The sequence below is a fragment of the Nocardiopsis changdeensis genome, from assembly GCF_018316655.1.
In the GTDB taxonomy this organism is placed as follows: Bacteria; Actinomycetota; Actinomycetes; order Streptosporangiales; family Streptosporangiaceae; genus Nocardiopsis; species Nocardiopsis changdeensis.
The window spans coordinates 6,857,723-6,882,947 of the sequence record NZ_CP074133.1 but is presented as its reverse complement, the minus strand read 5'-3'; the positions used below and the strand labels follow the sequence as shown (position 1 = coordinate 6,882,947).

At 73.6% G+C, this 25,225-nt stretch carries 18 protein-coding genes and 1 pseudogene; 15 read left to right on the top strand and 4 right to left on the bottom strand.

What is annotated here, in order from left to right:
* The first annotated feature begins 287 nt into the window (after window positions 1–287).
* Both KGD84_RS30890 and KGD84_RS30885 read left to right on the top strand, forming a co-directional pair.
* Window positions 288–1,370, top strand: coding sequence for a ribonucleotide-diphosphate reductase subunit beta (locus tag KGD84_RS30890; protein WP_220563818.1), 1,083 nt, complete (start codon window positions 288–290; stop codon window positions 1,368–1,370).
* A 589-nt stretch (window positions 1,371–1,959) separates the two neighbouring features.
* Window positions 1,960–2,163: a DUF397 domain-containing protein gene (locus KGD84_RS30885; RefSeq protein WP_220563817.1), complete on the top strand. Its 204-nt coding sequence runs from the start codon at window positions 1,960–1,962 to the stop codon at window positions 2,161–2,163.
* Window positions 2,164–2,185: 22 nt separating this feature from the next.
* On the opposite strand, the gene fxsT is transcribed toward KGD84_RS30885, so the two are convergent.
* Window positions 2,186–4,717: an FxSxx-COOH system tetratricopeptide repeat protein gene (gene fxsT, locus KGD84_RS30880; protein WP_220563816.1), complete on the bottom strand. Its 2,532-nt coding sequence runs from the start codon at window positions 4,715–4,717 to the stop codon at window positions 2,186–2,188.
* Window positions 4,718–5,033: 316 nt separating this feature from the next.
* On the opposite strand from fxsT, the gene putP reads away from it, so the two are divergent.
* The 7 genes and pseudogenes from putP (at window position 5,034) to KGD84_RS30845 (ending at window position 13,076) form a co-directional block, all read left to right on the top strand.
* Window positions 5,034–6,611 carry a sodium/proline symporter PutP gene (gene putP, locus KGD84_RS30875; protein ID WP_220563815.1) on the top strand — a complete coding sequence of 526 codons (1,578 nt, stop codon included), beginning with the start codon at window positions 5,034–5,036 and terminating at the stop codon, window positions 6,609–6,611.
* 97 nt (window positions 6,612–6,708) lie between these two features.
* Entirely contained in the window at window positions 6,709–7,347 is a 639-nt protein-coding gene (locus KGD84_RS30870; protein ID WP_220563814.1) for a putative glycolipid-binding domain-containing protein, read from the top strand.
* 39 nt (window positions 7,348–7,386) lie between these two features.
* A complete protein-coding gene (gene nadE, locus KGD84_RS30865; protein ID WP_220563813.1) occupies window positions 7,387–8,217 on the top strand; it encodes an ammonia-dependent NAD(+) synthetase in 831 nt (276 codons plus the stop codon).
* Window positions 8,218–8,506: 289 nt separating this feature from the next.
* Window positions 8,507–9,832 carry an acyltransferase family protein gene (locus KGD84_RS30860; protein ID WP_220563812.1) on the top strand — a complete coding sequence of 442 codons (1,326 nt, stop codon included), beginning with the start codon at window positions 8,507–8,509 and terminating at the stop codon, window positions 9,830–9,832.
* 97 nt (window positions 9,833–9,929) lie between these two features.
* Entirely contained in the window at window positions 9,930–10,790 is an 861-nt protein-coding gene (locus KGD84_RS30855; protein ID WP_220563811.1) for an alpha/beta fold hydrolase, read from the top strand.
* Between the two features lie 105 nt (window positions 10,791–10,895).
* Window positions 10,896–12,107, top strand: a pseudogene (locus tag KGD84_RS30850) (AGE family epimerase/isomerase); the annotation flags it as partial.
* Between the two features lie 45 nt (window positions 12,108–12,152).
* On the top strand, window positions 12,153–13,076 hold the full coding sequence (locus tag KGD84_RS30845; protein WP_255647135.1) for a carbohydrate kinase family protein: 924 nt from the start codon (window positions 12,153–12,155) through the stop codon (window positions 13,074–13,076).
* On the opposite strand, the gene KGD84_RS30840 is transcribed toward KGD84_RS30845, so the two are convergent.
* Window positions 13,071–14,207 carry a carboxylate-amine ligase gene (locus KGD84_RS30840; RefSeq protein ID WP_220563810.1) on the bottom strand — a complete coding sequence of 379 codons (1,137 nt, stop codon included), beginning with the start codon at window positions 14,205–14,207 and terminating at the stop codon, window positions 13,071–13,073. The genes KGD84_RS30845 and KGD84_RS30840 overlap by 6 nt on opposite strands.
* Window positions 14,208–14,603: 396 nt before the next feature.
* On the opposite strand from KGD84_RS30840, the gene KGD84_RS30835 reads away from it, so the two are divergent.
* The 6 genes from KGD84_RS30835 to KGD84_RS30810 all read left to right on the top strand — a co-directional run bounded on the left by KGD84_RS30835 (window position 14,604) and on the right by KGD84_RS30810 (window position 22,278).
* Window positions 14,604–17,336: a helix-turn-helix transcriptional regulator gene (locus tag KGD84_RS30835; protein ID WP_255646905.1), complete on the top strand. Its 2,733-nt coding sequence runs from the start codon at window positions 14,604–14,606 to the stop codon at window positions 17,334–17,336.
* Between the two features lie 100 nt (window positions 17,337–17,436).
* Entirely contained in the window at window positions 17,437–18,231 is a 795-nt protein-coding gene (locus KGD84_RS30830; protein ID WP_220563808.1) for an ABC transporter ATP-binding protein, read from the top strand.
* Window positions 18,228–18,944, top strand: coding sequence for an ABC transporter ATP-binding protein (locus KGD84_RS30825; protein WP_220563807.1), 717 nt, complete (start codon window positions 18,228–18,230; stop codon window positions 18,942–18,944). Before KGD84_RS30830 ends, KGD84_RS30825 begins: the two co-directional genes overlap by 4 nt.
* A gap of 25 nt (window positions 18,945–18,969) precedes the next feature.
* On the top strand, window positions 18,970–19,821 hold the full coding sequence (locus KGD84_RS30820; protein WP_220563806.1) for a branched-chain amino acid ABC transporter permease: 852 nt from the start codon (window positions 18,970–18,972) through the stop codon (window positions 19,819–19,821).
* A 2-nt stretch (window positions 19,822–19,823) separates the two neighbouring features.
* Window positions 19,824–20,900: a branched-chain amino acid ABC transporter permease gene (locus tag KGD84_RS30815; RefSeq protein WP_220563805.1), complete on the top strand. Its 1,077-nt coding sequence runs from the start codon at window positions 19,824–19,826 to the stop codon at window positions 20,898–20,900.
* Between the two features lie 58 nt (window positions 20,901–20,958).
* Window positions 20,959–22,278: an ABC transporter substrate-binding protein gene (locus KGD84_RS30810; protein ID WP_220565405.1), complete on the top strand. Its 1,320-nt coding sequence runs from the start codon at window positions 20,959–20,961 to the stop codon at window positions 22,276–22,278.
* Window positions 22,279–22,375: 97 nt separating this feature from the next.
* Here the strand turns inward: KGD84_RS30810 and KGD84_RS30805 are convergent, their stop codons facing one another.
* Entirely contained in the window at window positions 22,376–23,212 is an 837-nt protein-coding gene (locus KGD84_RS30805; protein WP_255647134.1) for an alpha/beta hydrolase family protein, read from the bottom strand.
* Window positions 23,213–23,583: 371 nt separating this feature from the next.
* On the bottom strand, window positions 23,584–24,951 hold the full coding sequence (locus KGD84_RS30800) for a cytochrome P450 family protein (RefSeq protein ID WP_220563803.1): 1,368 nt from the start codon (window positions 24,949–24,951) through the stop codon (window positions 23,584–23,586).
* Between the last annotated feature and the right edge of the window lie 274 nt (window positions 24,952–25,225).

Genomic DNA, 25,225 nt, shown 5'->3' with positions numbered 1-25,225 from the left:
CCCCGGCCCCGGCGCCGACCCCCGCCCCCGCGGCGGCCGCGCGCCCGACCCCCGCCCCGCGGCGGCCGCGCGCCCGGCGCCCGTCGCCGAGCCGGTGCGGGAGCCGGACGAGGTGGACGAGTTCGAGATCGTCGAGGGGCAGGCCTGCTCCATCGACGACCCCGAGTGCGAGGCCTGCCAGTAGGACCCGTCGACGTGATCCGGGCCGCCCTCCCCCCGACAGGGGAGGGCGGCCCGCCCCAAGCCCCACGATGCGTTTCCGGGCCCTCCCGGAGAAGGAAAGACATATGACCGCGACCTCTGAGAACACCGCGAGCGCCGCCAGCGGCCTCGGCGAGATCGAGCGCGACGCCGCGCGCGTCAACGTCGACGACAAGGCGATGATCAACGCCCGCGCCGACGTCAACCAGCTCCTCCCGCTCAAGTACACGTGGGCCTGGGAGAAGTACCTCGCCGGGTGCAACAACCACTGGATGCCCACCGAGGTCGCCATGCAGGCCGACATCGCGCTGTGGAAGTCCCGTGACGGGCTCACCGAGGACGAGCGGCTCATGCTCAAGCGGAACCTGGGGTTCTTCGCTACCGCGGAGTCGCTGGTGGCGAACAACATCGTCCTGGCGGTGTACCGCCAGCTCACCAACCCCGAGTGCCGGCAGTACCTGCTGCGCCAGGCGTTCGAGGAGGCCGTGCACACGCACACCTTCCAGTACATCTGCGAGAGCCTGGGCCTGGACGAGGGCGAGCTCTTCAACATGTACCGGGAGATCCCGTCCATCACGGCGAAGGACGCCTGGGCGCTCAAGTACACGCAGAACCTGGAGGACCCGGAGTTCCGCACCGGGACCCCGGAGGCCGACCAGGCGTTCCTGCGCGACCTGGTGGCGTTCTACGTGATCTTCGAGGGCATGTGGTTCTACACCGGCTTCGCGCAGATCCTGTCGCTGGGCCGCCGGAACAAGATGGTCGGCATCGCCGAGCAGTACCAGTACATCCTGCGCGACGAGTCGATCCACCTGAACTTCGGCATCGACGTGATCAACCAGATCAAGATCGAGAACCCGCACCTGTGGACCGAGGAGTTCCAGGCGGAGGTCCGGCAGATGCTGACCGACGCGTGCGAGCTGGAGGTCGCCTACGGGCGCGAGACCATGCCGCGCGGCATCCTCGGCCTCAACTCGGAGCTGTGCGAGAAGTACATGCACTTCATCACGGACCGCCGCGCCGAGCAGATCGGCCTGGCACCCATCTTCGGCGAGACGGAGAACCCGTTCCCGTGGATGAGCGAGATGATGGACCTCCAGAAGGAGAAGAACTTCTTCGAGACCCGCGTGATCGAGTACCAGACCGGCGGCGGCCTGGACTGGGACTAGTCCCGCGCGGTCCACTGGACCCGGCCCTTCTCCCCTGTCGGCGGCGGGGGAGGGGGGCCGTTCGCGTTCGCCCTCCGGCGCGTCGGTGAACAAGGCGTGTCGGAAGTACGCGAATCGCTCCCCCCGGGCGGTTCGGGCAGTACCTTTTCTCCAGGGGAGGCCGCCCTCCCCGCCTCGGCGGCCCGGGTCGAGGCGCGCGACCCGGGCCGCCGCCGTTCCCGGTACCGGGAGCCGGCCCGGGGGATGCATAGAAGTCAATCAGCGGATGTATAAAAAGACATCCGGGCACGAAGTGTCCTCGATTTTCGAGCTTCTTTCCGGGGTCGGTATGTCGCGCGCAACGTTACGCAAAAGCGATCTCCTCTTCTCCTTGTGTTGCTTGTGCGCCGCGTGTTCCGCGTGGAAAAAAGAGTTGTTCGCTGCGCCCGGCACCGGGATCGTGCGGCAAGCTCCAGTGTGAACGCGAGTCACCCGGGTCCCGGGTGGCCTATTTCTGTAGTGGCTTATATCTGCATTTGTCTGGCTTTCGGTGCTGGGTGTATAAATTTTCATTGGCCAGCATGGCTATATCAGTCAGAGTGGACGGATAATGGTCAGTCGTTCGGAAAACGGTTCGGCATTCTTCGGGCAGTGGCGGAAGTCCCGCTATTCCTATGATGTCGGCGCGTGCTGTGAGGTGCTGAACCTGGAGTCCGGTGAATCGCACTTCCGCGACTCGGTGAACCCGGACCTCACCCGGCTCGGATTCAAGAACGACGAATGGACCACCTTCCTGGCGACCGCCAAGATCTGACGGCCCACCCTCGTTCCCCCTCCTACACCGCGACGACCGGCGGGACGTCGCAGTCCTGGCGGGTGTAGGAGGTCATCGACGCCGTGGCGGGGTGGGCGGGTCCGTACCGGGACAGGAACAGCCGGTACAGGTCCGTCCACTCCTCCTTGACGTCGTCGCCCAGCGCCTGGCGGCTCACCAGGTGGTTGCGGCGCGCGGTCAGCATGACCGGGTGGTCCGGGTCCAGCAGGGCCCGGCAGTCGGCCTCGGTCAGGGAGTCCAGGGCACGCGCGTCCTCGTACCGCTCCAGGCCGTACAGGTCCGTCGCCAGGTTGAGCGCCGCGGCCAGGGTGTTGAACGAGCCCGCCCCGTAGAGCGAGCGCAGCCGCTCCAGGGCCGCGCGGTCCAGGTCGGCCGCGGCGGCGAACGCCTGCCGGGAGCGCAGGGCGATGCCCGCGCCCACCCGGGCCCAGGCCGGGAACGGGTGGTCGGCCGGGAAGCGCTCGTCGGTCGCCGGGAGCAGCAGCCGCACCTCGGCGGCCGCCTCCTCGCCGCGGCCGGCCAGGGCCAGGGTCACCATGTGCACCACCCGGCCGTACAGCGCCTGGCGCACCGTCGCCGGGTAGCGCCGCCGGTACAGGGCCAGCGCCCGGCCGGAGTGCTCCAGCGCGGCCCCGGTGTCGCCCAGGGCGCGGTACACGGCGGCCTGGAACAGCAGCCCCTGGAGCGCGTGCGGGGTGTCGGCGGCCGACTGCGCGGCGAACCGCGCCATGCAGCCCTCCAGCCGGTCGCGCGCCTCCTCCCAGCGGCCCAGGAACATCAGGGTCAGCCCCAGGTTGAGGTCGGTGCGCAGGGTGGACACGTGGTCCTGCCCCAGCAGGGCGACGCGCTCGCGCAGGTTCCGCTCGGACACCTCCAGCGCCTCGGTGAACCTCCCCTGCTCCAGCAGCACCTGGGAGTAGTCGTGCGCCGCCTCCAGGGTGGGCGGCTCTGCGGGCGCCCGGTCGCGGCGGTGGTCGAGGATCCGCCGGAACAGCCGCTCGGCCTCGTCGAACCTGGCCAGCCCGCTCAGGGCGATGGCGATCGCCCGCAGCGCCTCCAGTGCCTCGTCGGAGTCGGAACCGCCGCGGGCCACCTCGCCGGAGTGGATGTCGCGCGCCTCGGCCAGGGCGGTGGTGTACTCGCTGTGCAGGCGGCGGACCATGTTGCGCCGCAGCCGGGCGTGCAGCAGCAGGACGGGGTCGTCCCCCCAGGCGTTGACGGCCTGGTCGGCGACGCCGACCGCCTTGGCGTACTCGCCGATCTCGGTGAGGAAGCCGATCACGTTGAGGACCAGGGCGCGCACCCGGGGGTCGCGCCCGGACCAGGCCTGGGAGGCCTTCACGTGGGCGTGCATCAGCAGGTAGTGGTCGCGGTAGGCGGGATCGGCGGGGTCCCCGGGGTCGTTGTGGGCCAGCAGCCGGCGCGCCAGGTCGCGGTAGCGCACCTTCTCCACCAGGGGCATCGAGTCGCGGATGACCTCCTGGAACAGCTCGTGCAGGTGGAAGGTGCCGGGCCGCACGGAGGCGAGCCGTCGCCGCCGCATGAACTCCAGGACCCGGTCCAGCCGGGCCTCGTCGCCGAACAGCTCCTCCTGCTCCGGCGTGGCGGCCAGGTCCCGGGCGCGGGCGAAGAACGACCGGGACAGCGGCAGCGGGGCGAGGAAGGCGCACAGCCGCGCCAGCTCGACCACCGCCCGCCCGGTCGCGTCCCCGGCGAGCAGCTCCTCGGCCTGGATCTCCCAGGCCGCCGCCAGCGGGGCGGTGTGCTCGTCGTCGGCGCCCATCCGGGTGACCTTGTCCGTGTACCGCTCCTCGAAGCGCTCCAGGAACTCCTCGGTGCCCAGCGACGACTCCCGCAGGAACGCGCCGACCTGGGCCAGGGCCAGCGGCAGGTGCTCCAGCTGCTCGGCCAGGCGCTCCCCGGCGCCGATCGGCTCCAGCCGCTCGGGGCACAGCCTGCGCAGCAGGGACAGGCTCTCGGCGGTGTCGAGCCGGGGGACGACGCGGCCGTCGACGAGGCCCGGCACGCCGCGGTGCGGGCGGCGGCGGTCCCGCCCGGTGATGAGGACGCGGCCGCCGCCCTCGGGCATGTAATCGGCGGCCAGGGCCTCCAGGTCGGCGGCGCCGTCGAACACCAGCAGCCAGGACCCGATCCCGGGGTCGTGGGCCAGGGCCCGGCGCACGTCCCGGACGGTGCGGGCGATGTGGTCGTAGGAGGCGTCCAGGCCGATCTGCTCGGCCAGGCGCAGGTAGGAGCCGTTGGCGTCGATGTCGGTGGCGGCGGGCACCCACCAGATCAGGTCGTAGTGGTCGGCGTACCGGTGCGCGTACTGGCCGGCGATGAGGCTCTTGCCCACACCGCTGCCGCCCTCGATGAGGTAGCGGGCGCTCCCGCTCCGGTGCAGGGCGTCGTGGATCTGTTCGAGGATCGCCTCGCGGCCGGTGAAGTCGGGGTCGGCGGGCGGTACGCCGCCCATCACCGGTGGGTGGTCGCCGCGGCGGCGCCCGCCGGTCCGGCCGGTTCCGCTCGTCATGGTCCTCCCGCTTTCTGTACGGCGGCTCGGGAAGGCCGTTCGTCCTCGACTCTCGGACGGGAACGGGGGTCGTCGAGGGGCGGGGGCGCGGGGAGGGCCGGTCACCGCCCTGATCCCAGGCTAGGCGGCGGTTCCGGGGATGTCGATACCGGTGCGGGGGCGGGCGGTCCCCGGCGCCCCACGGCCCGGTGAGGTCTCGAAGTGGTGTTTTTCCGGGGCCGTGTGTTGTGACGGCGGCACAAGTGGTGATGATCCCGGGCAATGCACGTGAGAAACGCGTGGGAACCCCGGCGCGTTCTCGACGAGAGGAACGGACTTGAACGAGTTCACACTCTGGGCCGTGGGGACCTTCGGCGTCTACCTCGCCGCCATGGTCGCCATCGGCCTGTGGGCCTACCGGAAGACCGTGTCCCAATCGGACTTCGTCCTGGGCGGCCGCCAGCTCAACCCCTGGGTGGCGGCGCTGAGCGCCAACGCCAGCGACTTCAGCGGCTGGCTGCTGCTGGGCCTGCCCGGCGCGATCTACGTCTCCGGCCTGGGCGAGGCCTGGATCGCCGTCGGCCTGGCCTGCGGCTTCGCCGGCAGCTGGATCCTGCTGGCCCCGCGCCTGCGGGTCTACACCCAGCGGGTGACCGACGCCCGCACGGGCGGGGACTCGGACTCGCTGACCCTGTCCTCCTTCCTGGAGAACCGGTTCAACGACCCCACGCGCCTGCTGCGCGCGGTGTCCTCGCTGCTCATCATCGTCTTCTACTTCTTCTACGTCGCCTCCGGCCTGGTGGCCATGGCCGCCCTGTTCGACCAGGTCTTCGGCCTGGACGCGGGCCCGGGCATCGCCATCGGCGTGGGCATCGTGGTCCTGTACACCGTCCTGGGCGGGTTCCTCGCCGTCTCCTACACCGACGTCGTGCAGGCGGCCATGATGTGGCTGGCCCTGCTCGTGGTCCCGGTGATGGCCATCACCGCCCTGGGCGGCTTCGCGGGCCTGACCGAGGGCGTCGCCGCCAAGAGCGACGGCCTGCTCTCCGCCGTGGGCGGCACCTCCCTGGACGGCGAGGCCGGGGCGTGGGTGTCCACCGAGACCCTGGGGGCGGTCGTCATCATCTCCGGCCTGGCCTGGGGCCTGGGCTACTTCGGCCAGCCCCACATCCTGGCCCGCTACATGGGCATCCGCTCGGTCAAGGACATCCCGGCCGCCGCCACCATCAGCGTCACCTGGGCGGTCACCGCCATGGCCCTGGCCGTCCTGGTCGGGTTCATCGGCATCGCCTACTTCGACACCCCGCTGTCCACCCCCGAGCAGGTGTTCCCGCTCCTCATCGAGTCCCTGTCCCACCCGCTGGTCGCCGGGCTGCTGCTGGCCGCCATCCTGGCCGCGGTCATGAGCACCGCCGACTCGCAACTGCTGGTGGCCTCCTCGGCGCTGACCGAGGACGGCTACAAGGCGTTCGTCGACCGCGACGCGAGCCCCAGGACCCTGCTGTGGATCAGCCGGGGAGCGGTGATCGCCGTCGCCCTGGGCGCGGCGGCCATCGCCCTGTGGGGCGACCGGTCGGTCATGGACCTGGTGGGCTACGCCTGGGCCGGGTTCGGCGCCGGGTTCGGGCCGATCCTGCTGCTGTCGGTGTTCTGGAAGCGGATGACCTGGGCCGGTGCGCTGGCGGGCATGATCGCCGGCGGCGCCACCGCGATCCTGTGGGACATCCTGGACGCGGCCGTCCTCGGCACCGGCCTGTACGCGATGGTCCCGGCCGCGGCTCTCAGCTTCGCCGCGATCTTCGTGTTCAACGGCCTGGGCAGGGTCAGCGACCAGATGGCCGCCGACTTCGACCGGGTCGAGGCCGAGATCCGCTCCGGCGGCGGTCCGACCGCCGTCGAGGACACCCCGGTCTGACCGGACCCCGGCACCCCTCCCGGGGCCCGTGCCGCCGAGGCGGTGCGGGCCCCTGACGGGCTTGGCGGCCGAGGTCCCGGAACGGTAGAACGGTGACATGTCGTTACCGAAGGAACACCCGGCCGCCTGGGCCCGGACCGACGTCCCGGAGGGGCTCGGGCTGGGCGCCCTCCTCCCCGCGCCCGACGGGTACCGCCTGGAGGCCGGGGAGACCGTCGTGAACGACGACGGGTCCGGATACTTCGTGCGCTTCGGCGTCCGCGCCGACCTCGCCTGGACCACCCGCGAGGTGGAGGTGGAGGTGCTCTCCGCGCGCGGGCCGTCCTCGGTGCGCCTCACCGCCCAGGACGGCCACTGGACCGACGCCGGGGGGCGCCCCCTGCCGGAGCTGGTGGGCTGCCTGGACGCGGACGTCGCCGCCACCCCGCTCACCAACACCCTGCCGATCCGCCGCCTGGGCCTGCGCCCGGGGGAGTACCGCGACATCGCGGTGGCCTGGATCGACGTTCCGTCCCTGCGGGTGCGCCGGGTGCGCCAGCGCTACACCCGCCACCCGGCCGAGGACGGCCTGGAGGTGTACACCTACCGCGACCCGCTGCACGGCGAGTACCGGCTGACGGTCGACGGGGACGGCCTGGTCGTGGACTACGAGCGGTTCGCCCGCCGGCTGTCCGGGGAACCGAAATCGGACGAACAGGTCGCCGATGTCACATCCGGTGTTGCGGACAGGCGATAATCGGCCAACAGCCGTACCGCATCCCCAGGGGGACACCACGTGACCGACACGGAGCCCGGCCGGGACCGCCGAGAGATCATCCGCGACCTGGAGGTCGCCGCGGAATTCGACGTGCGCGCCGAGATCGAGCGCCGCGTCGCCTTCCTCGCCGAGCGCTTGACCACCACCGGGGCCACCGCGCTGGTCCTGGGGATCAGCGGGGGAGTCGACTCCCTCACCGCCGGGCGGCTCTGCCGGCTGGCGGTCGACCGGGTCCGCGCCGCGGGCGGCGACGCCGAGTACGTCGCGATGCGCCTGCCCCACGGCGAGCAGAAGGACGAGGACGACGCCGCACGCGCCACCGCGTTCACCGGGCCCGACCGGCTCCTCACCGTCGACATCCGCCCGGCCACCGAGGCCATGGCGGCGGCGCTGCGCGAGGCCGGGATGGCCTACTCCGACGCTGGGGCCGAGGACTTCGCCATCGGCAACGTCAAGGCCCGCCAGCGCATGATCGCCCAGTACGCCGTCGCGGGCGGCCTGCGCGGCCTGGTGGTCGGCACCGACCACGCCGCCGAGGCCGTTACCGGCTTCTTCACCAAGTACGGCGACGGCGGCGCGGACCTCGTCCCGCTGACCGGGCTCACCAAGCGCCGGGTGCGCGCCGTGGCAGCCGCCCTGGGCGCCCCCGACGACCTCGTGGCCAAGGTCCCCACGGCGGACCTGGAGACCCTCTCCCCGCAGAAGCCGGACGAGGAGGCCCTGGGCCTCACCTACGAGCAGATCGACGACTTCCTGGAGGGCCTGCCCGTCCCCGCGGAGGTCGAGGAGGCCCTCGTGGCCCGCTACCGCGCCACCGCGCACAAGCGGGCCCTGCCCACCGCCCCCTGATGTCACGGGGGCGGGGACCCCGGCCATGGTGGTGCGCGCACCACCATTCGGGGTCGGATGAACCGCCCCTGGTAAAGAGGCGTCAGATCCATCGCGATCCCCGGTAGATCACACCTAAGGTCGTGGAATACGAAGCGCCCGGTCCGGTGGCCGATCCCCCCGCCCGGGCGCGATCCCTTCGACGGGGCGCGGGTGTGCGCGTCCTCCCCCCTGAAACCGGCCGGTGCGGCCCTCCCGTGGACACCCGCGTGTCCGGGCCCGCCGGCAGGAAGACCCAAGGAGTGATCGGATGACCGTGACCGCAGGCCCCGAGGGCCCGCCGACCCCGCAGACGGCCCGGACCCTCACGGGCGTCGAGTCGCACAGCGCCCCGGCCGCCGGCCGGGACCGCTTCCTCGACGTCCTCCGCCTGCTGGTCATGGTGCTGGTCGTCGCCCAGCACTGGTGGCTCCCCGTCCTGGCGCAGAACCAGGGCATGCTCGACGCCGGGAGCGTACTGACCACCGAGGGCGGCTTCGCCCTCACCTGGGTCTCCCAGGTGATGCCGCTGATCTTCTTCGTCGGCGGCGCCGCGAACCTCATCAGCTGGCGGGCCGCCTCGGGCAAGGGCGTCCCCGTCGCCACCTGGTACGCCAAACGGCTGCGCCGGCTCGCCTGGCCCGTGGTGCCCCTGGCGGTGCTGTGGATCGTGGTCTCCCACGTGCTGGTGCTGGGCGGCGCCCCCGCGCAGCCGGTGCTCGTGGGCGCGGGGGCCGCGGGTATGGTGCTGTGGTTCCTGGCGGTGTACGTGCTGGTGGTGGTCTGCACCCCGGTCCTGGTCCGGGCGCAGGAGCGCTTCGGCTGGTGGACCCTGGCGGCCCTGGCCGCCGGCTCGGTGGCCGTCGACGTGACCCGGTTCAGTGCCGGCGTCGAGTGGCTGGGCTACCTCAACGTCGCGTTCGTCTGGCTGGCCGTGCACCAGGTGGGCTTCCTCTACGTGACCGGCCGCGTCCGCCGGGTCCACGCCGCCCTGCTGGCCTGCGCGGGCGCGCTGACCGCGCTCACCCTGGTGGTGTTCGGCCCGTACTCGCTGAACATGACGGGCGTGTTCGCCGCCGAGACCTCCAACGTGGCCCCGCCGACCCTGGTGCTGGAGGCCCTGGGCGCGCTCCAGATCGGCGTCGCCCTGCTGGCCCGCGAGGCGATCGGCGCCTGGGCCGACAAGCCCGGTCCCGCACGCCTGCTGGACCGGATCTGCCCGCAGCTGATGACGGTCTACCTGTGGCACATGCTGCCGATGAGCGTGGTCGCCGGGGTCGTGGTGTTCGGCCTGGGGATCAACACCCCGGAGCCGATGACCTGGCTGTGGATCGTGTGGGGCGTCCTGGGCCTGGTGGTCGTGGTACCGCTGGTCCTGCCGCTGGCCCACTGGGCGGTGCGGTTCGAGACCCCGCCCAAGGTGCTGTCCGGCTCGCCCGGCCTGGTCCAGGTGCTGGCGGCGGCGGCCCTGACCGGCGGCGGCCTGCTCACCCTGACGGTGACCGGCCTGGGACTGGGCGCGGGCCCGCTGCTCGGCCTGCTCCTGGTGCTCGCCGGCGTCTTTCTCACCCGGTCACCGGAGCGTCGCCGGGCGTAGCCGCCAGGTGAGATCCGGGTGTGAAAACGACAGATTCCGTTCAGAATCCGTCCACGTACCCCGGGGTGCCCCGTCGCCCCGGGGTAAACAGAGCCTCATGGATCCGACACGCATCGCCTTCGAACAACGGGGCACCGGCCGCCCGCTGGTCCTCCTCCACGGTCTGGGCGACCGCCGCCAGAGCTGGAGCGCGGTCCTCCCACGGCTGGTGGGGGACTACCGCGTCTTCTGCGTCGACCTGCCGGGGTTCGGACGGACCCCGGCGCCGCCGATGGGCGACCCCTACGACATCATCTCGATGACCGACGCCGTGGAGGCGTTCTGCCGGTTCCACGAACTGGAGCGCCCCCACGTCGCGGGCAACTCGCTGGGCGGGTCCATCGCGCTCGAACTCGGCGTCCGGGGGGTCGCCGGGTCGGTGACGGTGTTCTCGCCCGCCGGGTTCTCCGACAGGCTGGGCCGCTGGGGGCTGCGCACGGTGGACGCCTTCGCCCGCCTGGCCACCCGCGTGCCCATGCCGGTCAAGGAGCGGCTGGCGAGCACGGCCCCCGCCCGGGCCCTGGCCAGGGTCGTCCTGCGCGGGGACCCGTCCACGCCGCAGGCCAAGGCCACCCACTTCAGCGTCCGCGGGCTCCAGGAGGGCTCGCCGTTCATCCGGATGATCCCGCGCGTGGCCGAGTACGACTTCGCGGCCCGGCCGATCGACTGCCCCGTCACCATCGCCTGGGGCGACCGCGACCGCACCCTGCTGCCGTCCAGCGCCCAGCACGCGCACCGCCGGGTGCCCACCGCGCGCATGGTCTCCCTGATCGGCAGCGGCCACATCCCGATGGCGGACGACCCCGTGTCGGTGGCCGAGCACATCAGGTGGACCTGCCGCTCTGCGGACCTGGGACAGCGGCGGCACGCGCGCTCGGCCGCCGGATCCGGGGAGGAACCGCCGACCGGGGACCGTTAAGCGGGGGGACGGGGTGACCGCCCCCCGGCGGCTGTGTCAACGTTGTCCTGAGTCCATATCGGCCGCCCGTCCCCTGGGTCCGGGCGCTGGAAGAGGCGAGGGAATGTGACTGTGACGCAGCGGCCCCCGGGCGACCCCGGTCGGTTGAGGCAGGAGGAGGCGCGCCTGCGCGGCTTCGCCGCCGCCTCGACGGTGGCGGACGGGTTCGGCGCCCTGGACGCACGGGGCCGGGTGGATCCGGACCGGCCGGTGGAGACCTGGATCAGCGCGCGCATGACGCACGTGTTCTCCCTGGCCCACCTGCGCGGCGACGCGGAGGCCGCCGAGCAGGCCGACCACGGCGTGCGGGCGCTGGCGCGGGGGCCGCTGCGCGACGCCGAACGGGGCGGCTGGTTCGACGAGGTCCCGCGGGAGCGCTCCGAGGGCCGCAAGTCCGCCTACCCGCACACCTTCGTCGCGCTGGCCGCGGCCTCGGCGGCCGTCGCGGGCCGGCCGGGCGCGCGGGAGCTGCTGGACGAGGCGCTGGCCGTGATCGAGGAGCGGTTCTGGGACGAGTCCGCGGGGGCCCTGCTGGAGAGCTGGGACGCGGACTGGACCGAGACCGAGGACTACCGCGGCGCCAACAGCAACATGCACGCGGTCGAGGCGTTCCTGGCCGCCGCCGACGCCACCGGCGACGCCGTGTGGACCCGCCGGGCGCTGGCCATCGCCGAGCGCCTGATCCACGGGGTGGCGGCGGACCACGGCTGGCGGCTGCCCGAGCACTTCACCGCCGACTGGCGGCCCCTGCCGGACTACAACCGGGACCACCCCGACCACCCGTTCCGGCCGTTCGGGAGCACCACCGGCCACCTGCTGGAGTGGGCGCGCCTGCTGGTGCACCTGGAGATCGCCCTGGGCCGGGCGGGGGAGCCCGTCCCCGCGTGGCTGCGCGCGGACGCGCGGTCCCTCTTCTCCCACGCGGTCGAACGCGGCTGGAACGTCGACGGCGCGGAGGGCTTCGTCTACACCCTGGACTGGGACGACCGTCCGGTGGTGCGCGAACGCATGCACTGGGTGGCGGCCGAGGCGACCATGGCCGCGTGGGCGCTGGCCCTGCACACCGGCGACCGGACCCTGCTGGAGTACTACGAGCAGTGGTGGGACTACGCCGAGCGGCACCACCTGGACTTCGAGCACGGCAGCTGGCACCACGAGCTGGACCCGCGGAACCGGCCCGCGGCCACGGTGTGGGCGGGCAAGCCGGACGTGTACCACGCCTACCAGGCGACCCTGCTGCCGCAGCTGCCGCTGTCGGTGTCCCTGGCTGCGGCGGTGCGCGAGCACGCCGCGCCGCACCTGGTGGTGGTCGGCGAGAACGTCATGGACCTGCTGCCGGTCCCGGGCGGGCCGGGGCTGCTGCGGGCCGCCCCGGGCGGGGGGCCGGCCAACACGGCCGTCGCCGCCCGCCGGCTGGGGGTGCCGACCCGGTTCCTGGCCCGGATCGGCTCGGACGGGTTCGGGCGGACGATCCGGCACCGGCTGGCCGTGGAGGGCCTGGACCCGGACGGGCTGCTGGCCGCCGAGGAGCCGTCGGCGCTGGCGCTGGCCCGGCTGGGCGCGGACGGGTCCGCGGTGTACGACTTCCGGATGGACGACGCCGCCGACTGGCGGTGGCGCTCCGGCGAGCTGCCGGAGGAGCTCGAACCCGGGGTGCGCGCCCTGCACGCCGCCTCCCTGGCGCTGTTCCGGGAGCCGGGCGCGGGCGCGGTCGAGGCGCTGCTGCGGCGCGAGCACGGGCGGGGCCGGGTGACGGTCAGCGTCGACCCCAACATCCGGCCGGGCGTGATCGGCGACCCGGACACCGCCCGCGCGCTGGCGCTGCGGAACGCGGCGCAGGCGCACCTGGTCAAGGCGAGCGACGAGGACCTGGCGTTCCTCTACCCCGACCAGGACGTGGAGAAGGCGGCCGCCGCGCTGGCGGCCCTGGGCCCGTCGCTGGTCGTGGTCACCCGCGGCGCGCGGGGCGCCCTCGCCCTCGCCCACGGGGCGCGGGCCGAGGTGGCCGCGCCCCGGGTCGAGGTGGTGGACACGGTCGGCGCGGGCGACACCTTCATGGGCGCCCTGCTGGCCTGGCTGGACGGACGGGACCGGCTGGGCGAGGACCCGCGCGCCCGGCTGGCCGGGCTGACGGAGCGGGACCTGGAGGAGATGCTGTCCTTCGCCGCCCGGGCCGCGGCCGTCACCGTCACCCGCGAGGGGGCGGACCCGCCCACCGCCGCCGACCTGGGGCACGGGGGGTCATAGCCCTTCCAGCGTGTGGTCGATGAGGTGGTCCACGACGTCGGTGAAGCGTCCCCGGCGGTCGTGGGCCGCCCGCTGCCGGGCCGCCCCCGAGCCCCGGCGGCGCAGCCGGTCCAGCAGGTCGGACGCCAGGTCGGCGTCGCCGTTGTCGAGCAGTCCCGGCAGGGCCGCCGCCAGCAGCCGGTCCATGGCGACCGCCGCGGGCAGGGCCTCCCCGGTGAGCGGGTCGGGGACCACGCCCTCCAGGCCGTCGCGGGCCGCCCGCCACATGGCCGCCCGCAGGCCGGGGTCGGAGATCTCGGGGACGGGGGCGCCGCGGCGCACGTCGGCCAGCACCCGGGTGACCAGGCCCCGGGTCAGCGCGGCGAACAGCAGCGCCTCCTCGGCGGTGGCGGCCACGTCGCCCACCCGGATCTCCAGGGTGGGCAGGTGGTCGGAGAGGCGGACGTCCCAGTAGACCATGTGCCGGTCCAGGATCGCCCCGGCGTCGGCCAGGGCGCGCACCGCCCGCTCGTGTTCGGCCAGGGAGCCCAGCCGCGGCGGCGGCCCCGCCGAGGGCAGCCGGTTCCAGGCGATGGTGCGCCAGCTGGCGTGCCCGGTGTCGCGGCCGTTCTGGAAGGGGGAGTTCGCCGACATCGCGATCAGGAACGGCAGCCACCGGCGCAGGTGCCCGGCGGCGAGCACCGCGTCCTCCCGGTCGGGGACCCCCACGTGCACGTGGCACCCGCACACGACGTGCGACTCGCGCAGCGACCCGAAGTGGGCGGCGATGTCGGCGTAGCGCGCGCCGTCGCTCACGTCGGCCCCGGCGGGGTCGCCCAGGACGGCGGTCCCCGAGGCGACCACGGCCAGCCCCGTGACGTCGGCGGCCCTGGCCAGCTCGCGGCGGGCCTCGCGCAGGAACCGGCGCGCGTCCGCGGCGTCGCCGCACACCGGGCTGTTGGCCTCCACCTGGACGCGGCTGAACTCGCCGCACAGGCGGTCGGCCAGGCGGGTGCGGGCCAGCAGGTCGGGGGCGCGGGACAGGATGCGGCGGGTGCGCGGATCGACGACGAAGAACTCCTCTTCGACACCGAAGGTGGGCGGGACGACCCGGGGGCGCGGGTCGTGTGCGAGCAGAGGGCGGTTCCGCATCGAGGTGGTTCCCTCCTGTCGTCGGGTGCGTCCCCGCACTGATATCCCGGGCGGGACGGCCGCGACAGTGTCCCGGAGAGGACAAAAAACTATCTCGCGGCACCTGTGTCCTTTTTGTCGGAATCGCGGGACCGGGTTCCCACCGCGTTACGGCTTGATAACCGCGGTGTGCGGACGGGAAACCCCCGAAGGCGGGTCGAGTGGTGATCCACATCACCTTTTGAAGGGGTGGAACCCCAGGTGAAACGGGGGGAACAGGCGTCCCCGGCTTCTCGCCGCGGCGCCGGGGGCCGCCGCGCGCCCGCGCCCGTGCGACTCCGTGCGGGGATCGGTGAAACGACCAGTGTGACCCCGGACACCTGCCGCGACGGGGTCCCGCTGTGCGAATCTGGGCCCGTGATCGGCGGTAACACCGACCCCGGGGCGATCCGCCTCCGGGGCCGTGACACGGAACTGCGGGTCCTCGCCGGAGTACTGGACGACGCGAGGGCCCGGCGCGGCGCGTCCCTCCTCCTCACCGGCGGCCCGGGCCGCGGCAAGAGCGCCCTGCTGGCGCACCTGCGCGCCGACGCCGGTGATTTCACCGTGCTGCACTGCGGGGGCGTCGCCGACGAGGCCGACCTCCCCCTGGCCGGGCTCGAACGCCTGCTGCGCCCGCTGGCCCCGCACCCGGCCCCGCTGGGCGAGGCCCTGACCCGGGGCCGGGTCGGCGACCGGCTGGCCCTGTCGGCCGCACTGCTGGACCGGCTCACCGGCGACGGTCCCCTGCTGGTGTGCGTCGACGACGCGGAACGGCTGGACAGCCCCTCCCTGGACGCCCTCGCCTTCGCGGCCCGCCGGCTGACCGGCACCGCGACGGCGATCGTGTTCGCCGCACGCGACGGACGGGTCAAGCCCGGATCCACCCACGACCTGGTGCCGGGCGTGCCCGAGCAGCCCCTGCCCCCGCTGAGCGAGCGGGCACTCCACGACATCCTGACCGACCGGTCCCCGGTCGGGCTCCCGGCCTCGGCGCGCACCGCCCTGGTGCGCGCCGCCCACGGCAACCCCGCCGTCCTCCTGGGACACCTCCAGGCCCGGACACCGGCGCCGGAGGACCCGTTCCCCGGGGAGCCGCTCCTGCCCGTACGGCTGCGCGCCGACCTGCTGGCCCCCTACCGGGACCTGCCCGAGCGCACCCGGTCCCTGCTGCTGCTGGCGGCCCTGGACGAGGACGTCCCCCTCCACCTGCTGGCGCGGGCCGCCGGCACGGGCGGGTCCGCGGCGGACGACCTGGAGCCCGCCGAGGAGGCCGGGGCGGTCCGGGTGGAGGACGACGCCGTCGTCTTCACCGACCCGCTGGTGGGGCGCGCCTTCGCGCAGGACGCGCCGGCCTCCGCCCGGCGCGCCGCGCACCGGGCCCTGGCGGGCGTGTCCGACCCCGGGACCGAGCCGGTGCGCTTCGTCCGGCACACCGCGGCCGGCGCGGACGGCCCCGACGCCGTGCTCGCGGACTCGGTGGAGGCCGTCGCACGGACCGCCAAGCAGGCCGCGGGGCGCACGGCCGCCGCGCTCGCCCACGAGAGGGCCGCCCTGCTCACCCCCGACCCCGACGTCCGCGCCTGCCGCCTGAACAGCGCGGCCTACGAGTCGTACATGGCGGGCCGCTCCGAGTACGCGGCGCTGCTCACCGCCAAGGCCAGGCCGCTGGCCGCCACCGACCGGCGCCGGGCCCTGATCGACCTCGTCGACGCCCAGATCGCCATGCGCTCCTCCAACGCGATCGACGTCGCGGAACGGCTCTACGGGGTGGGCCGCGACCTCATCCCGCACGACCGCCTCCTGGCCCTGCGCACCCTGGTCCGCTCGGCGGACTCGGCCTCGCTGGCGGGCGACCCCGTCCGCCACGCGCGCGCGGCCGAGCTGGCGCTGCCCCTGGTGCGGCCGCAGGACCCCGACCGGGTGCGCATGGCCGCCTCCTTCCTGGAGGGGTGCACCATCTCCTTCCGGGGCGACTACCCCGGCTCCACCCCGCTGCTGCGCGAGGCCGTCCGGCTGTCGGAGGCCGTCGACCGGCCCTCGGAGCTGATCTGGGGCGGCGTGGCCGGGCTGCGCCTGTCGGACAGCCTGTTCGTGCGGCGCGCCAACACCCGGGCCGTGGAACTCGCCCGCCAGGCGGGCGAGCGGGCCACGGTCCCCGCCGCGCTGGGGTTCCTGGTGTTCTCCGAGTTCTGGAGCGGGCGGTTCCCGTCCGCCGCAGGGACCGCGCTCCACGGGCTGCGGGTGTCCCGGGAGAGCGGCCAGACCATCTGGGCCACCCAGCACCTGGCGTCGCTGGCGATGATCGCGGCGATCCAGGGCGACATCGACACCTGCCGGATCCGGGCGCGCGCCGTCGCCTCCCAGGCCGGCGAGAACAGCCTCGGACTGGCCGCGGCCCTGGCCTCGTGGGCGCTGGCGGTCCTGGAGCTGTCGCGCGGCAACGCCGCCGAGGCGTTCTTCCGGCTGCGCTCGCTCGTCCACGCCGGCCCCGGGCACGGGCACCCGACGATGCGGCTGCTCACCGCGCCGCACTTCGTCGAGGCGGCCACCCGCATCGGCGAGACCGAGTGGGCGCGCACCTCCCTGGCCGGGTACCGGCGCTGGGCCGACTCGATCGGCTCCCCCGCCGCCCTGGCCCTGGCCGAGCGCTGCGCCGGACTGCTGGCCCCGCAGGACGAGGCCGCCGACCACTTCGAGAGCGCCCTGGCCTTCCACCGCTCCTGCGGCGACGACGACGTCGAACACGCCCGCACCCAGCTGCTCTTCGGCGCCTACCTGCGCCGGGCCCGGCTGCCGGGGCGGGCCCGGGAACACCTGCACAACGCGCAGGAGTCCTTCGAGCGCTTCGGCGCCCGGCTGTGGGTCCGACAGACCCGCGCCGAGCTGCGCGCCCTCGGAACGGGGGAGCGCGGCCCGGAGACCCCGTCCACCGGCGAGCTGACCGCGCAGCAGCAGCAGATCGCCCGGCTGGTCGCGGAGGGCGCGACCAACCGCGAGGTGGCCGCGCACATGTTCATCAGCCCGCGGACGGTGGAGCACCACCTGCGCGGCATCTTCCGCAAGCTCGGCATCCGCTCCCGGGTGGACCTGGCCCGCCTCTTCAACTGACGTCCCGAGGCCGCGGACGGCGAGTTCGCGCCACCTGACCATACCAACCGGTCGGTATAGACCGGTTCCGCGACACGAAAGGCGGGGTGGAACGCATCCCATGACGACGACAGCGACCGAACACCTCCTGACGGCGGAGGGGATCACCGTCCGCTTCGGCGGCCTGACCGCCCTCGACGACGTCGGGCTGCGTGTGCCCCCGGGCGGCGTCACCGGGCTCATCGGGCCCAACGGAGCGGGCAAGACCACCCTGTTCAACGTGCTCTCCGGGGTCCTGCGCCCCACCGCCGGCACCCTGACCTGGAAGGGCGGCCCCCCTCCCGGGCACAGGCCCCACCACCTGGCCCGCGCCGGGATCGCCCGCACCTTCCAGGGCCTCAACCTCTTCCCGCTGATGACGGTCCTGGAGAACGTCGTCGCCGGGGCCGACCGGCTCGCCCGCGGCGGCCCCTTCTCCCTGGTCACCGGCCTGGGCCGGCACCACCGCGACGAGCGCGAACTCCGCGAGCGCGCCCTGGCGGCCCTGGACCGCTTCGGCGTCGCCGACAGCGCCCACCGCCTGCCCGGCACCCTCCCCTACGGCGTCCAGAAGCAGGTCGCCCTCGCCCGCGCCTGCGTCTGCGACCCCGAGCTGCTGCTGCTCGACGAACCCGCGGGCGGGCTGTCCGGCGGCCAGATGGACGAGCTCGCCGCGCAGATCCGCGCGCTGGGCGAGGACATGGCCGTCGTCCTGGTCGAGCACCACATGGACCTGGTCATGGAGGTCTGCGACCACATCGTCGTCCTCGACTTCGGCCGGGTCATCTCCACCGGCACCCCTGACGAGGTGCGCAACGACCCCCTGGTCACCCGCGCCTACCTGGGCACCGCCGACGACGAAGGGGACGCCCGATGAGCACCGACCTGCTGGAGGTCGTGGACCTGAGCGCCTCCTACGGCGCGGTCCGCGCCCTGGACTCCGTCTCCTTCACCGTCCCGGAGCGCGGGTTCCGGGCCGTCCTGGGCGCCAACGGGGCGGGCAAGACCACCCTGCTGCGCACCCTCACCGGCCTGCACCGCGCCGACGCGGGCCGGGTCCTGCTCGGCGGCGAGGACATCACCCGGCTGCCCGCCGAACGCGTCATCACCCGGGGCCTGGCCCACGTCCCCGAGGGCGGCGGCGTCATCACGGAGCTGACCGTGGAGGAGAACCTGCGCCTGGGCGCGCTGTGGCGCTCCCCGCGGCGCGACCGCGCCACCGAGGCCGAGGTGCTGGACCTGTTCCCGCCGCTGGTCCAACGGCTGGGCCGGTCCGCGGGCACCCTCTCCGGCGGCGAGCGCCAGATGCTCGCCATCGGCCGCGCCCTCATGGCCCGCCCCCGGGTGCTGCTGCTGGACGAACCCTCCCTGGGACTGGCGCCCCTGGTCACCAAGCAGATCTTCGCCCTCCTGCGCGACCTGCGCGAACGCACCGGGCTCACGGTCGTCCTGGTCGAGCAGAACGCCGCCGGGGCGCTGGCCGCCACCGACAGCGGCGTCGTCCTCAACCAGGGGCGGGTGGCCGTGGAGGGCCCCTCCGCGGACCTGCTCTCCGACGACCGCACGCGCCACGCCTACCTGGGCTTCTGACCCCGGACCCCGAGGAGCACCCCCTATGGACCACTTCGTCGACCTGACCCTGAGCGGACTGGCGTCCGGCGCGGTCTACGCCGCCCTGGCGCTGTCCCTGGTCATCATCTACCAGGCCACCCGCCTGGTGAACTTCGCCCAGCCCGCGATGGCGCTGGTCGCGGTCTACACCGCCGCCACCGTCGCCCCGCTCACCGGCTCCTACTGGATCGGCTTCGCCGCCGCCCTCACCGTGGGCGCGGCCGCGGGCGCCCTCGCGGAGCGGTTCATCGTCCGCCCCATCGCCCGGGTCTCGCAGCTCAACGGGATCATCGTCACCCTGGGCCTGCTCCTGGTCGCCCAGGGGGGCGTGGGCATGGTCTGGGGCAACGAGCAGCACGGCTTCCCCTACGCCTTCGACTTCGTGGGGCGGCCGTCCCCGGCCGACGTGTTCGCCCTGGCCTCGGTGGCCGTCGTCGCCGTGCTGCTGTTCTGCCTGTACCGCTTCACCCCGCTGGGGCTGCGCATGCGCGCCGCCGCGTTCCGCCCCGAGGCGGCCCGGCTCAGCGGGGTCAGGGTGGGGCTGATGCTCACCGCCGGGTGGGCGATCTCCGCGCTCATCGCCGCCCTGGCGGGGATGCTCGCCGGACCCCCGTTCATCTCGCCCAACGTGTTCGACATCGTCTTCGTCTACGGCATCACCGCGGCCGTGGTCGGCGGCCTGGACAACCCGTTCGGGGCGATCATCGGCGGCCTGCTGGTCGGCCTCGGCATGTCCTACGTGTCCGGCTACGCCGGCCCCGAGCTGGCCACCCTCACCGCCCTCGCCCTCGTCGTCCTCGTGCTCAGCGTGCGCCCGGACGGCATCCTGTCCCGCCCGACCGCGCGAAAGGTGTAGCCATGTCCACGTCCGCCACCGAGCGCGAACCCCGCTCCGCCGAGAGCGCCCCGGACCGCGGGAGCGCCCCGCGCCGGGGCTGGGCCGACCTGCCCTCCCCGCTGCGCCACCTGCTGCTCGCCGCCCTGGCGCTGGCCGCCGTCACCGGGCTGCTCCTGGTCACCGGCGACCTCACCGCGCTGCGGATGGCCGCCGTCGGGTACACGATGCTGGCCGTCGCCGGCCTCCAGCTCCTCACCGGGGGCAGCGGCCAGGTGTCCCTGGGCCACGGCGCGTTCATGATGATCGGCGCCTACACGATGGCGCTGCTGGTCCTGAACCTGCCGATGCTCCCGCTGGCCGCGAACCTCGTCCTCGTGGTGGCCGTGGCGGTGGTCGCCGGCATCGCCGTCGGCGCCGCCACCGCCCGCCTGCACGGCCCCTACCTGGCCGGCGCGACCCTCATCCTCGCCGTCGGCCTGCCCGGCCTGACGCACCGGTACCACGAGGTGTTCGGCGGCAGCAACGGCCTCACCGTGCGCACCGCCGGGGCCCCGCCCTTCCTCCAGGGCCTGGTGACCGACAGCGAGTGGAAGGCGCTAGTGGTCTGGACGGCTGTGGTCCTGGGCCTGGCCGTCCTGGCGACGATCTCCACGGGGCGGCTCGGCCGCCGGATGCGGACGGTCCGCGACGACGAGACCGCCGCCGCCATGTCGGGTGTCCCGGTCGGGGGCACCAAGGTCACCGCGTTCGTCATCGCCTCCGCGGCGGGCGGCCTGGCGGGCGGGCTCCAGGTGTACGTCCTGGGCACCGCCACCCCGAGCATGTTCACGCTCTCGCTGTCGCTGACCCTGCTCGCGGCCCTGGTCCTGGGCGGCATCGGCAGCATGTGGGGCGCCCTGTGGGCCGCCCTGGCCGTGGTCTACCTGGAGATCTGGCTCTCGGACGCCGTCCGCGCGTTCGAGCTCAGCAAGGACGTGGAGAACAACCTGCCGATCGTGCTGTTCGGCGTGCTGCTCATCCTCGTCCTGCGGTTCCAGCCCCTCGGGCTGCACGGCATCCTCCAGCGGCTGCGCGCGCTCCTGCGCCGGTCCCGCTGACCCGCACCCTCATCCCGCACCGCACCCCCCACCGAAGGAGAACACCGTGCGCACCACGATGAACACGGCGAGACGAGGCGCCCTGGCCGCCTCCCTGGCCCTGGCCCTGACCGCGACCGCCTGCACCGGGGCCGGAGAGGTCACCGAGTCGGAGGGCCCGGACCTGTCCGTGTCCACCGGCGTCACCGACGACGCCATCGTCATCGGCACCCACCAGCCCCTCACCGGCCCCGCCGCGGCGGGCTACATGTCGATCTCCCGCGGCGCCGCCGCCGTCTTCGACTACGTCAACGAGCAGGGCGGCATCCACGGCCGGGAGATCGACTACCGGGTCGAGGACGACGGGTACGACCCCGCCAGGACCATCGACGTCACCCGGCAGCTGGTGATCGAGGACGAGATCTTCGCGATGTTCGGGGGGCTGGGCACGCCCACCCACGGCGGTGTCGTCGACTACCTCAACGAGGAGGGCGTTCCCGACGTGTTCCCCGCCTCCGGGGCCCTGGCCTGGAACAACACCGAGGAGCACCCGCTGACCTACGGCTGGCAGGTGGACTACACCAAGGAGGCCAAGATCCAGGGGCAGTACATCGTCGAGAACTTCCCCGGCCAGGACGTCGGCTACCTGTTCCAGAACGACGACGTGGGCGAGGACTCCCAGGAGGGGCTGGACCAGTACCTCACCGACGAGGTCGTCACCCGCCAGCACTACGAGTCCGAGGTCCCGGACCTGAGCGCCCAGGTCGCCGAGCTCAAGCGCTCCGGGGCCGAGGTCGTGGTCTGCTCCTGCATCCCGGCCTTCGTCGCCCTGGCCATGCTGGAGGCGGCGAGCACCGACTACGACCCCCAGTGGGTCGTCTCCAGCATCGGCGGTGACACCGCGACCCTCCAGGGCCTACTGGCGGCGTTCACCGAGGACACCGACGCGGAGGGGGTGCCGGCGGACACCTTCCTGGACGGGCTGATCATCACCAGCTACATGCCCCGGGTCGAGGACACGGAGGACGAGTGGTCGGCGTTCTTCATCGACGTCTACGAGGAGTACGGCGAGGGCGACCCCCTCACCAACACGCACATCTTCGGTATGACCCAGGCCGTCATGTTCGCCCAGGTCCTGATGTCCGCCGGGCCCGACCTGACCCGCCAGGCGCTGGTCGACGCGCTGGAGGAGCAGGAGTGGCAGGGCCCCGGGCCGGTGCCGTTCTCGTCCTCCGGCGGGGACCACGGCGGCCACCAGGGCGCCTACATCGTCCAGTACCAGGAGGGCGGGGCCATCGAGATGCTCCAGGAGACCCGGGTCACCGACCGCGACGGCGGCCCCATCGAGGAGGTCGACTTCACCCCGCTGTCCCCGGAGGAGCTGGTCTTCCACGACTGAGCGGGAGACGGGCCGCCGGAGGGGTTCCGGCGGCCCGGAAGGACGAGAGGGCGGCGCCCCGGGGAACGGTCCCCGGGGCGCCGCCCCCGTGTGCGGGTCAGGAGCCGTGCGGGCAGGAGTCGCGGTAGTCGGAGAAGTCCGTACCGAACCCGGTCCGCGGCGGCGGGCACAGGAACTGCTCGTAGCGGGTGTCGTCGTCGACGAACCGCTTCAGCCAGGAGATCGAGTAGCGGGCGATCGTCGTGTTCGAGACGTTCGGGGCGAAGTGGCTCGCGCCGCGCAGCTCCAGGTACGCGCGGTCGAGCGAGGAGGGCAGGCTCTCGTAGAACGGGATGGAGTGGGTGCGGACCGAGGCGACGGAGTCGTTCTCGGCGCCGATGACCAGGGTGGGAACCTCCAGGTCCGACCAGTTCTTCTGGGTGTGCCACGGGGTCAGCGGGATCGCCGCCTGCAGCTCGGGCCGGTCCTCGGCGATGGCGAGGGTGCCGCCGCCGCCCATGGAGTGCCCCATCACGGCGAGCCGGGAGCCGTCCACCCGGTCGGCGACCCGGCTGTCCTCGACCAGGTAGTCCAGGGCGGCGTCGAGCTGGCGGCCGCGGCTGTCGGGCTGGTCGTAGCGGGTGATGGTGTCGATGGTGAACACCACGAAGCCCTGGGAGGCGATCCGCTCCCCGTACCAGGACATGGACGACTGGCTCGCGGTGTAGCCGGGGGCGATGACCACGCCGCCGAAGGTGCCCTCGCTGCGGTCGGTCGGGTAGTAGATGGTGCCGCCGCCGAACCCGCTCACCACGAGGGAGGAGACGGAGACGGTGTCGGTGTCGAAGGGACCGCGCAGCGCGGTGACGCTCTGCTCGGTGGGGGCGGGCCCGCGTTCGTAGGGATTGTCGGCGTGGGCGGGCGCGGCGGTCCCGGCCGCCACGGCGGCGGCCATCAGGACGGCGGCCGCCGTGCGGGCGGCCCACGACCGCAGCCGGCGCGGGGTGGGGGTGATATCGGGGGATTCGGGGGAAAGGGTTGTCGTGTGCACGTTCATCCTTTTCTGCGGGAACCCGTGCCGAAGCGGCCCGGGTCGGGGGGACACGTCTTTCCGACGTGCCGAGAAAAGGGATCCCGTCCCGATCGGGTGTGAATGTACCCTGCAATTCGGGCGATTTCCCGCTTTCACTATCGTGTCCATCCGATGAACGCGCATCCGTTGAATCACCGGTCGTGTACTCCGGGTCACCCCGGTGTATTCGGTGGTTCAGTGCGAAAGGCGGTGATCGGGGTGCGATTCGGGCGGGCTCCGGCCCCTCCGCGGCCTCAGCGGCGCAGCGACCGCCACCAGGCGAACAGCCGCCCCAGCGGGTCGTCCGAGCCGGTCCGCGGCTCCTGCCCTGAGTCCGCGGCGGGGAACGGATCCGCGGCGGGGGCCGGGCGCGGCCGGGGCGCGCCCGGCGTGAACTCCACGGGCAGGGCGGCCAGTCCGCGCACGAACGGGGACGGCACCCGGCGCAGCAGGACCGGGTCCATCGCCGGCCGCAGCCCCGCCAGGCGCTCGTGCAGGGCGCTCACCCCGGTCGCGGCGATCATCCGGGCCAGCTCCCGGGCCGGACAGGCGTGCGGGCCGGCGCCGAACATCAGGTGCGCCCGCGCCCCGCTCACCACGCCGGTCTCCTCGCGGCCGCGGCGCACCGCCGGGTCGCGGTGCGCCGGGTCGAAGCCGATGAGCAGCGCGTCCCCCGTCCGCACCTCGGCGTTGCCGATCCGCACGTCCTGGAGGGCGAACCGGGCGGGCAGCACCTGGAACGGGGTGTCCGTCCACATGACGTGGTCGAGCAGTTCCCGCACGGAGAGCCGGGCGTCGGCGTGCGCGGCGCGGATGCGCTCATCGGTGAGCAGGGTGTGCATGGTGTTGCCGATGAGGTGGGTGGTGGGCTGGTGGCCCGCGTTGTTGATCAGCGCCGCCTGGTGCGCCACCTCGTGGTCGGTCAGCCCGTTGGCGTGTTCCAGCATCCACGACGCCAGGTCGTTCCCGGGGGAGCGGCGCTTGCGGGCGACCAGCCCCGCGAAGTACTGCTGGGTGCGGACGACGGCCTCCCCGGCCCTGCGGGCGTCGTCGCCGAAGACCACCCGGGTGAGGTCGCCGAGCATGTGCCCGTAGCCGTCGGGCAGCCCGTACAGCCGGTTGAGCACCAGGACCGGGAGGGGGTCGGCGAACCCGCCGATGAGGTCGGCCTCGCCGTCGGCGATGAACGCGTCGATGAGGTCGTCGGCGATCCGGCGCACCTCGCGGGCGGTGGCGGCCATGTCCACCCGGGACAGGGCCGCCACGATCGGAGCGCGCAGCCGGGTGTGCTCGGCGTCGTCGGCGTACAGGGCGTTGGGCCGCCAGGACAGGGCGGGCCGGGTCGCGGACGGCTCGACGCGGCCCTCGACGACCTCGCGCCACCTCCGGGTGTCGCGGGAGAACAGGTGCGGGCTCTGCAGCACCGTGAGGTTCTCGTGGTAGCCCAGCAGCAGCCAGACGCGGACGCCCGGCTCCAGTTCCACCGCGGCCACCGGGCCGTGGCGTTCGCGCAGCTCGTCCCAGAGGGAGTCGCGCCCGGTGTCGGGGGTGGGGCCGTAGAGGCGGGGGAGACCGGCGGGAACGGGGCAGGCGGGCTCCCCGTCGGAGGAACGGGTGGTCATCGGGTGCGCGGTGCCCGCTGTGGCAGGGGCCGCTTCCCTCCCTTCGGGAACGGGGGTGTGCGTGCACGGGGCAGGGAGACGCGAACGGCGCGTGGGCGCGGAACGGGGCGTCCGATGGCGAAGGGGCGGGGGCCGACAGCCTGAGCGTGCATTCTAGGAGCCGACGACGGCTTTTTCAACGGCTCCGGAGAAATGTCGGATTCAACTGATGGATTTCTCCGGCGAAAGCCGCCCGATATGACGAAAGAGACCTTTCGTGTGAATGGCGCGAAAT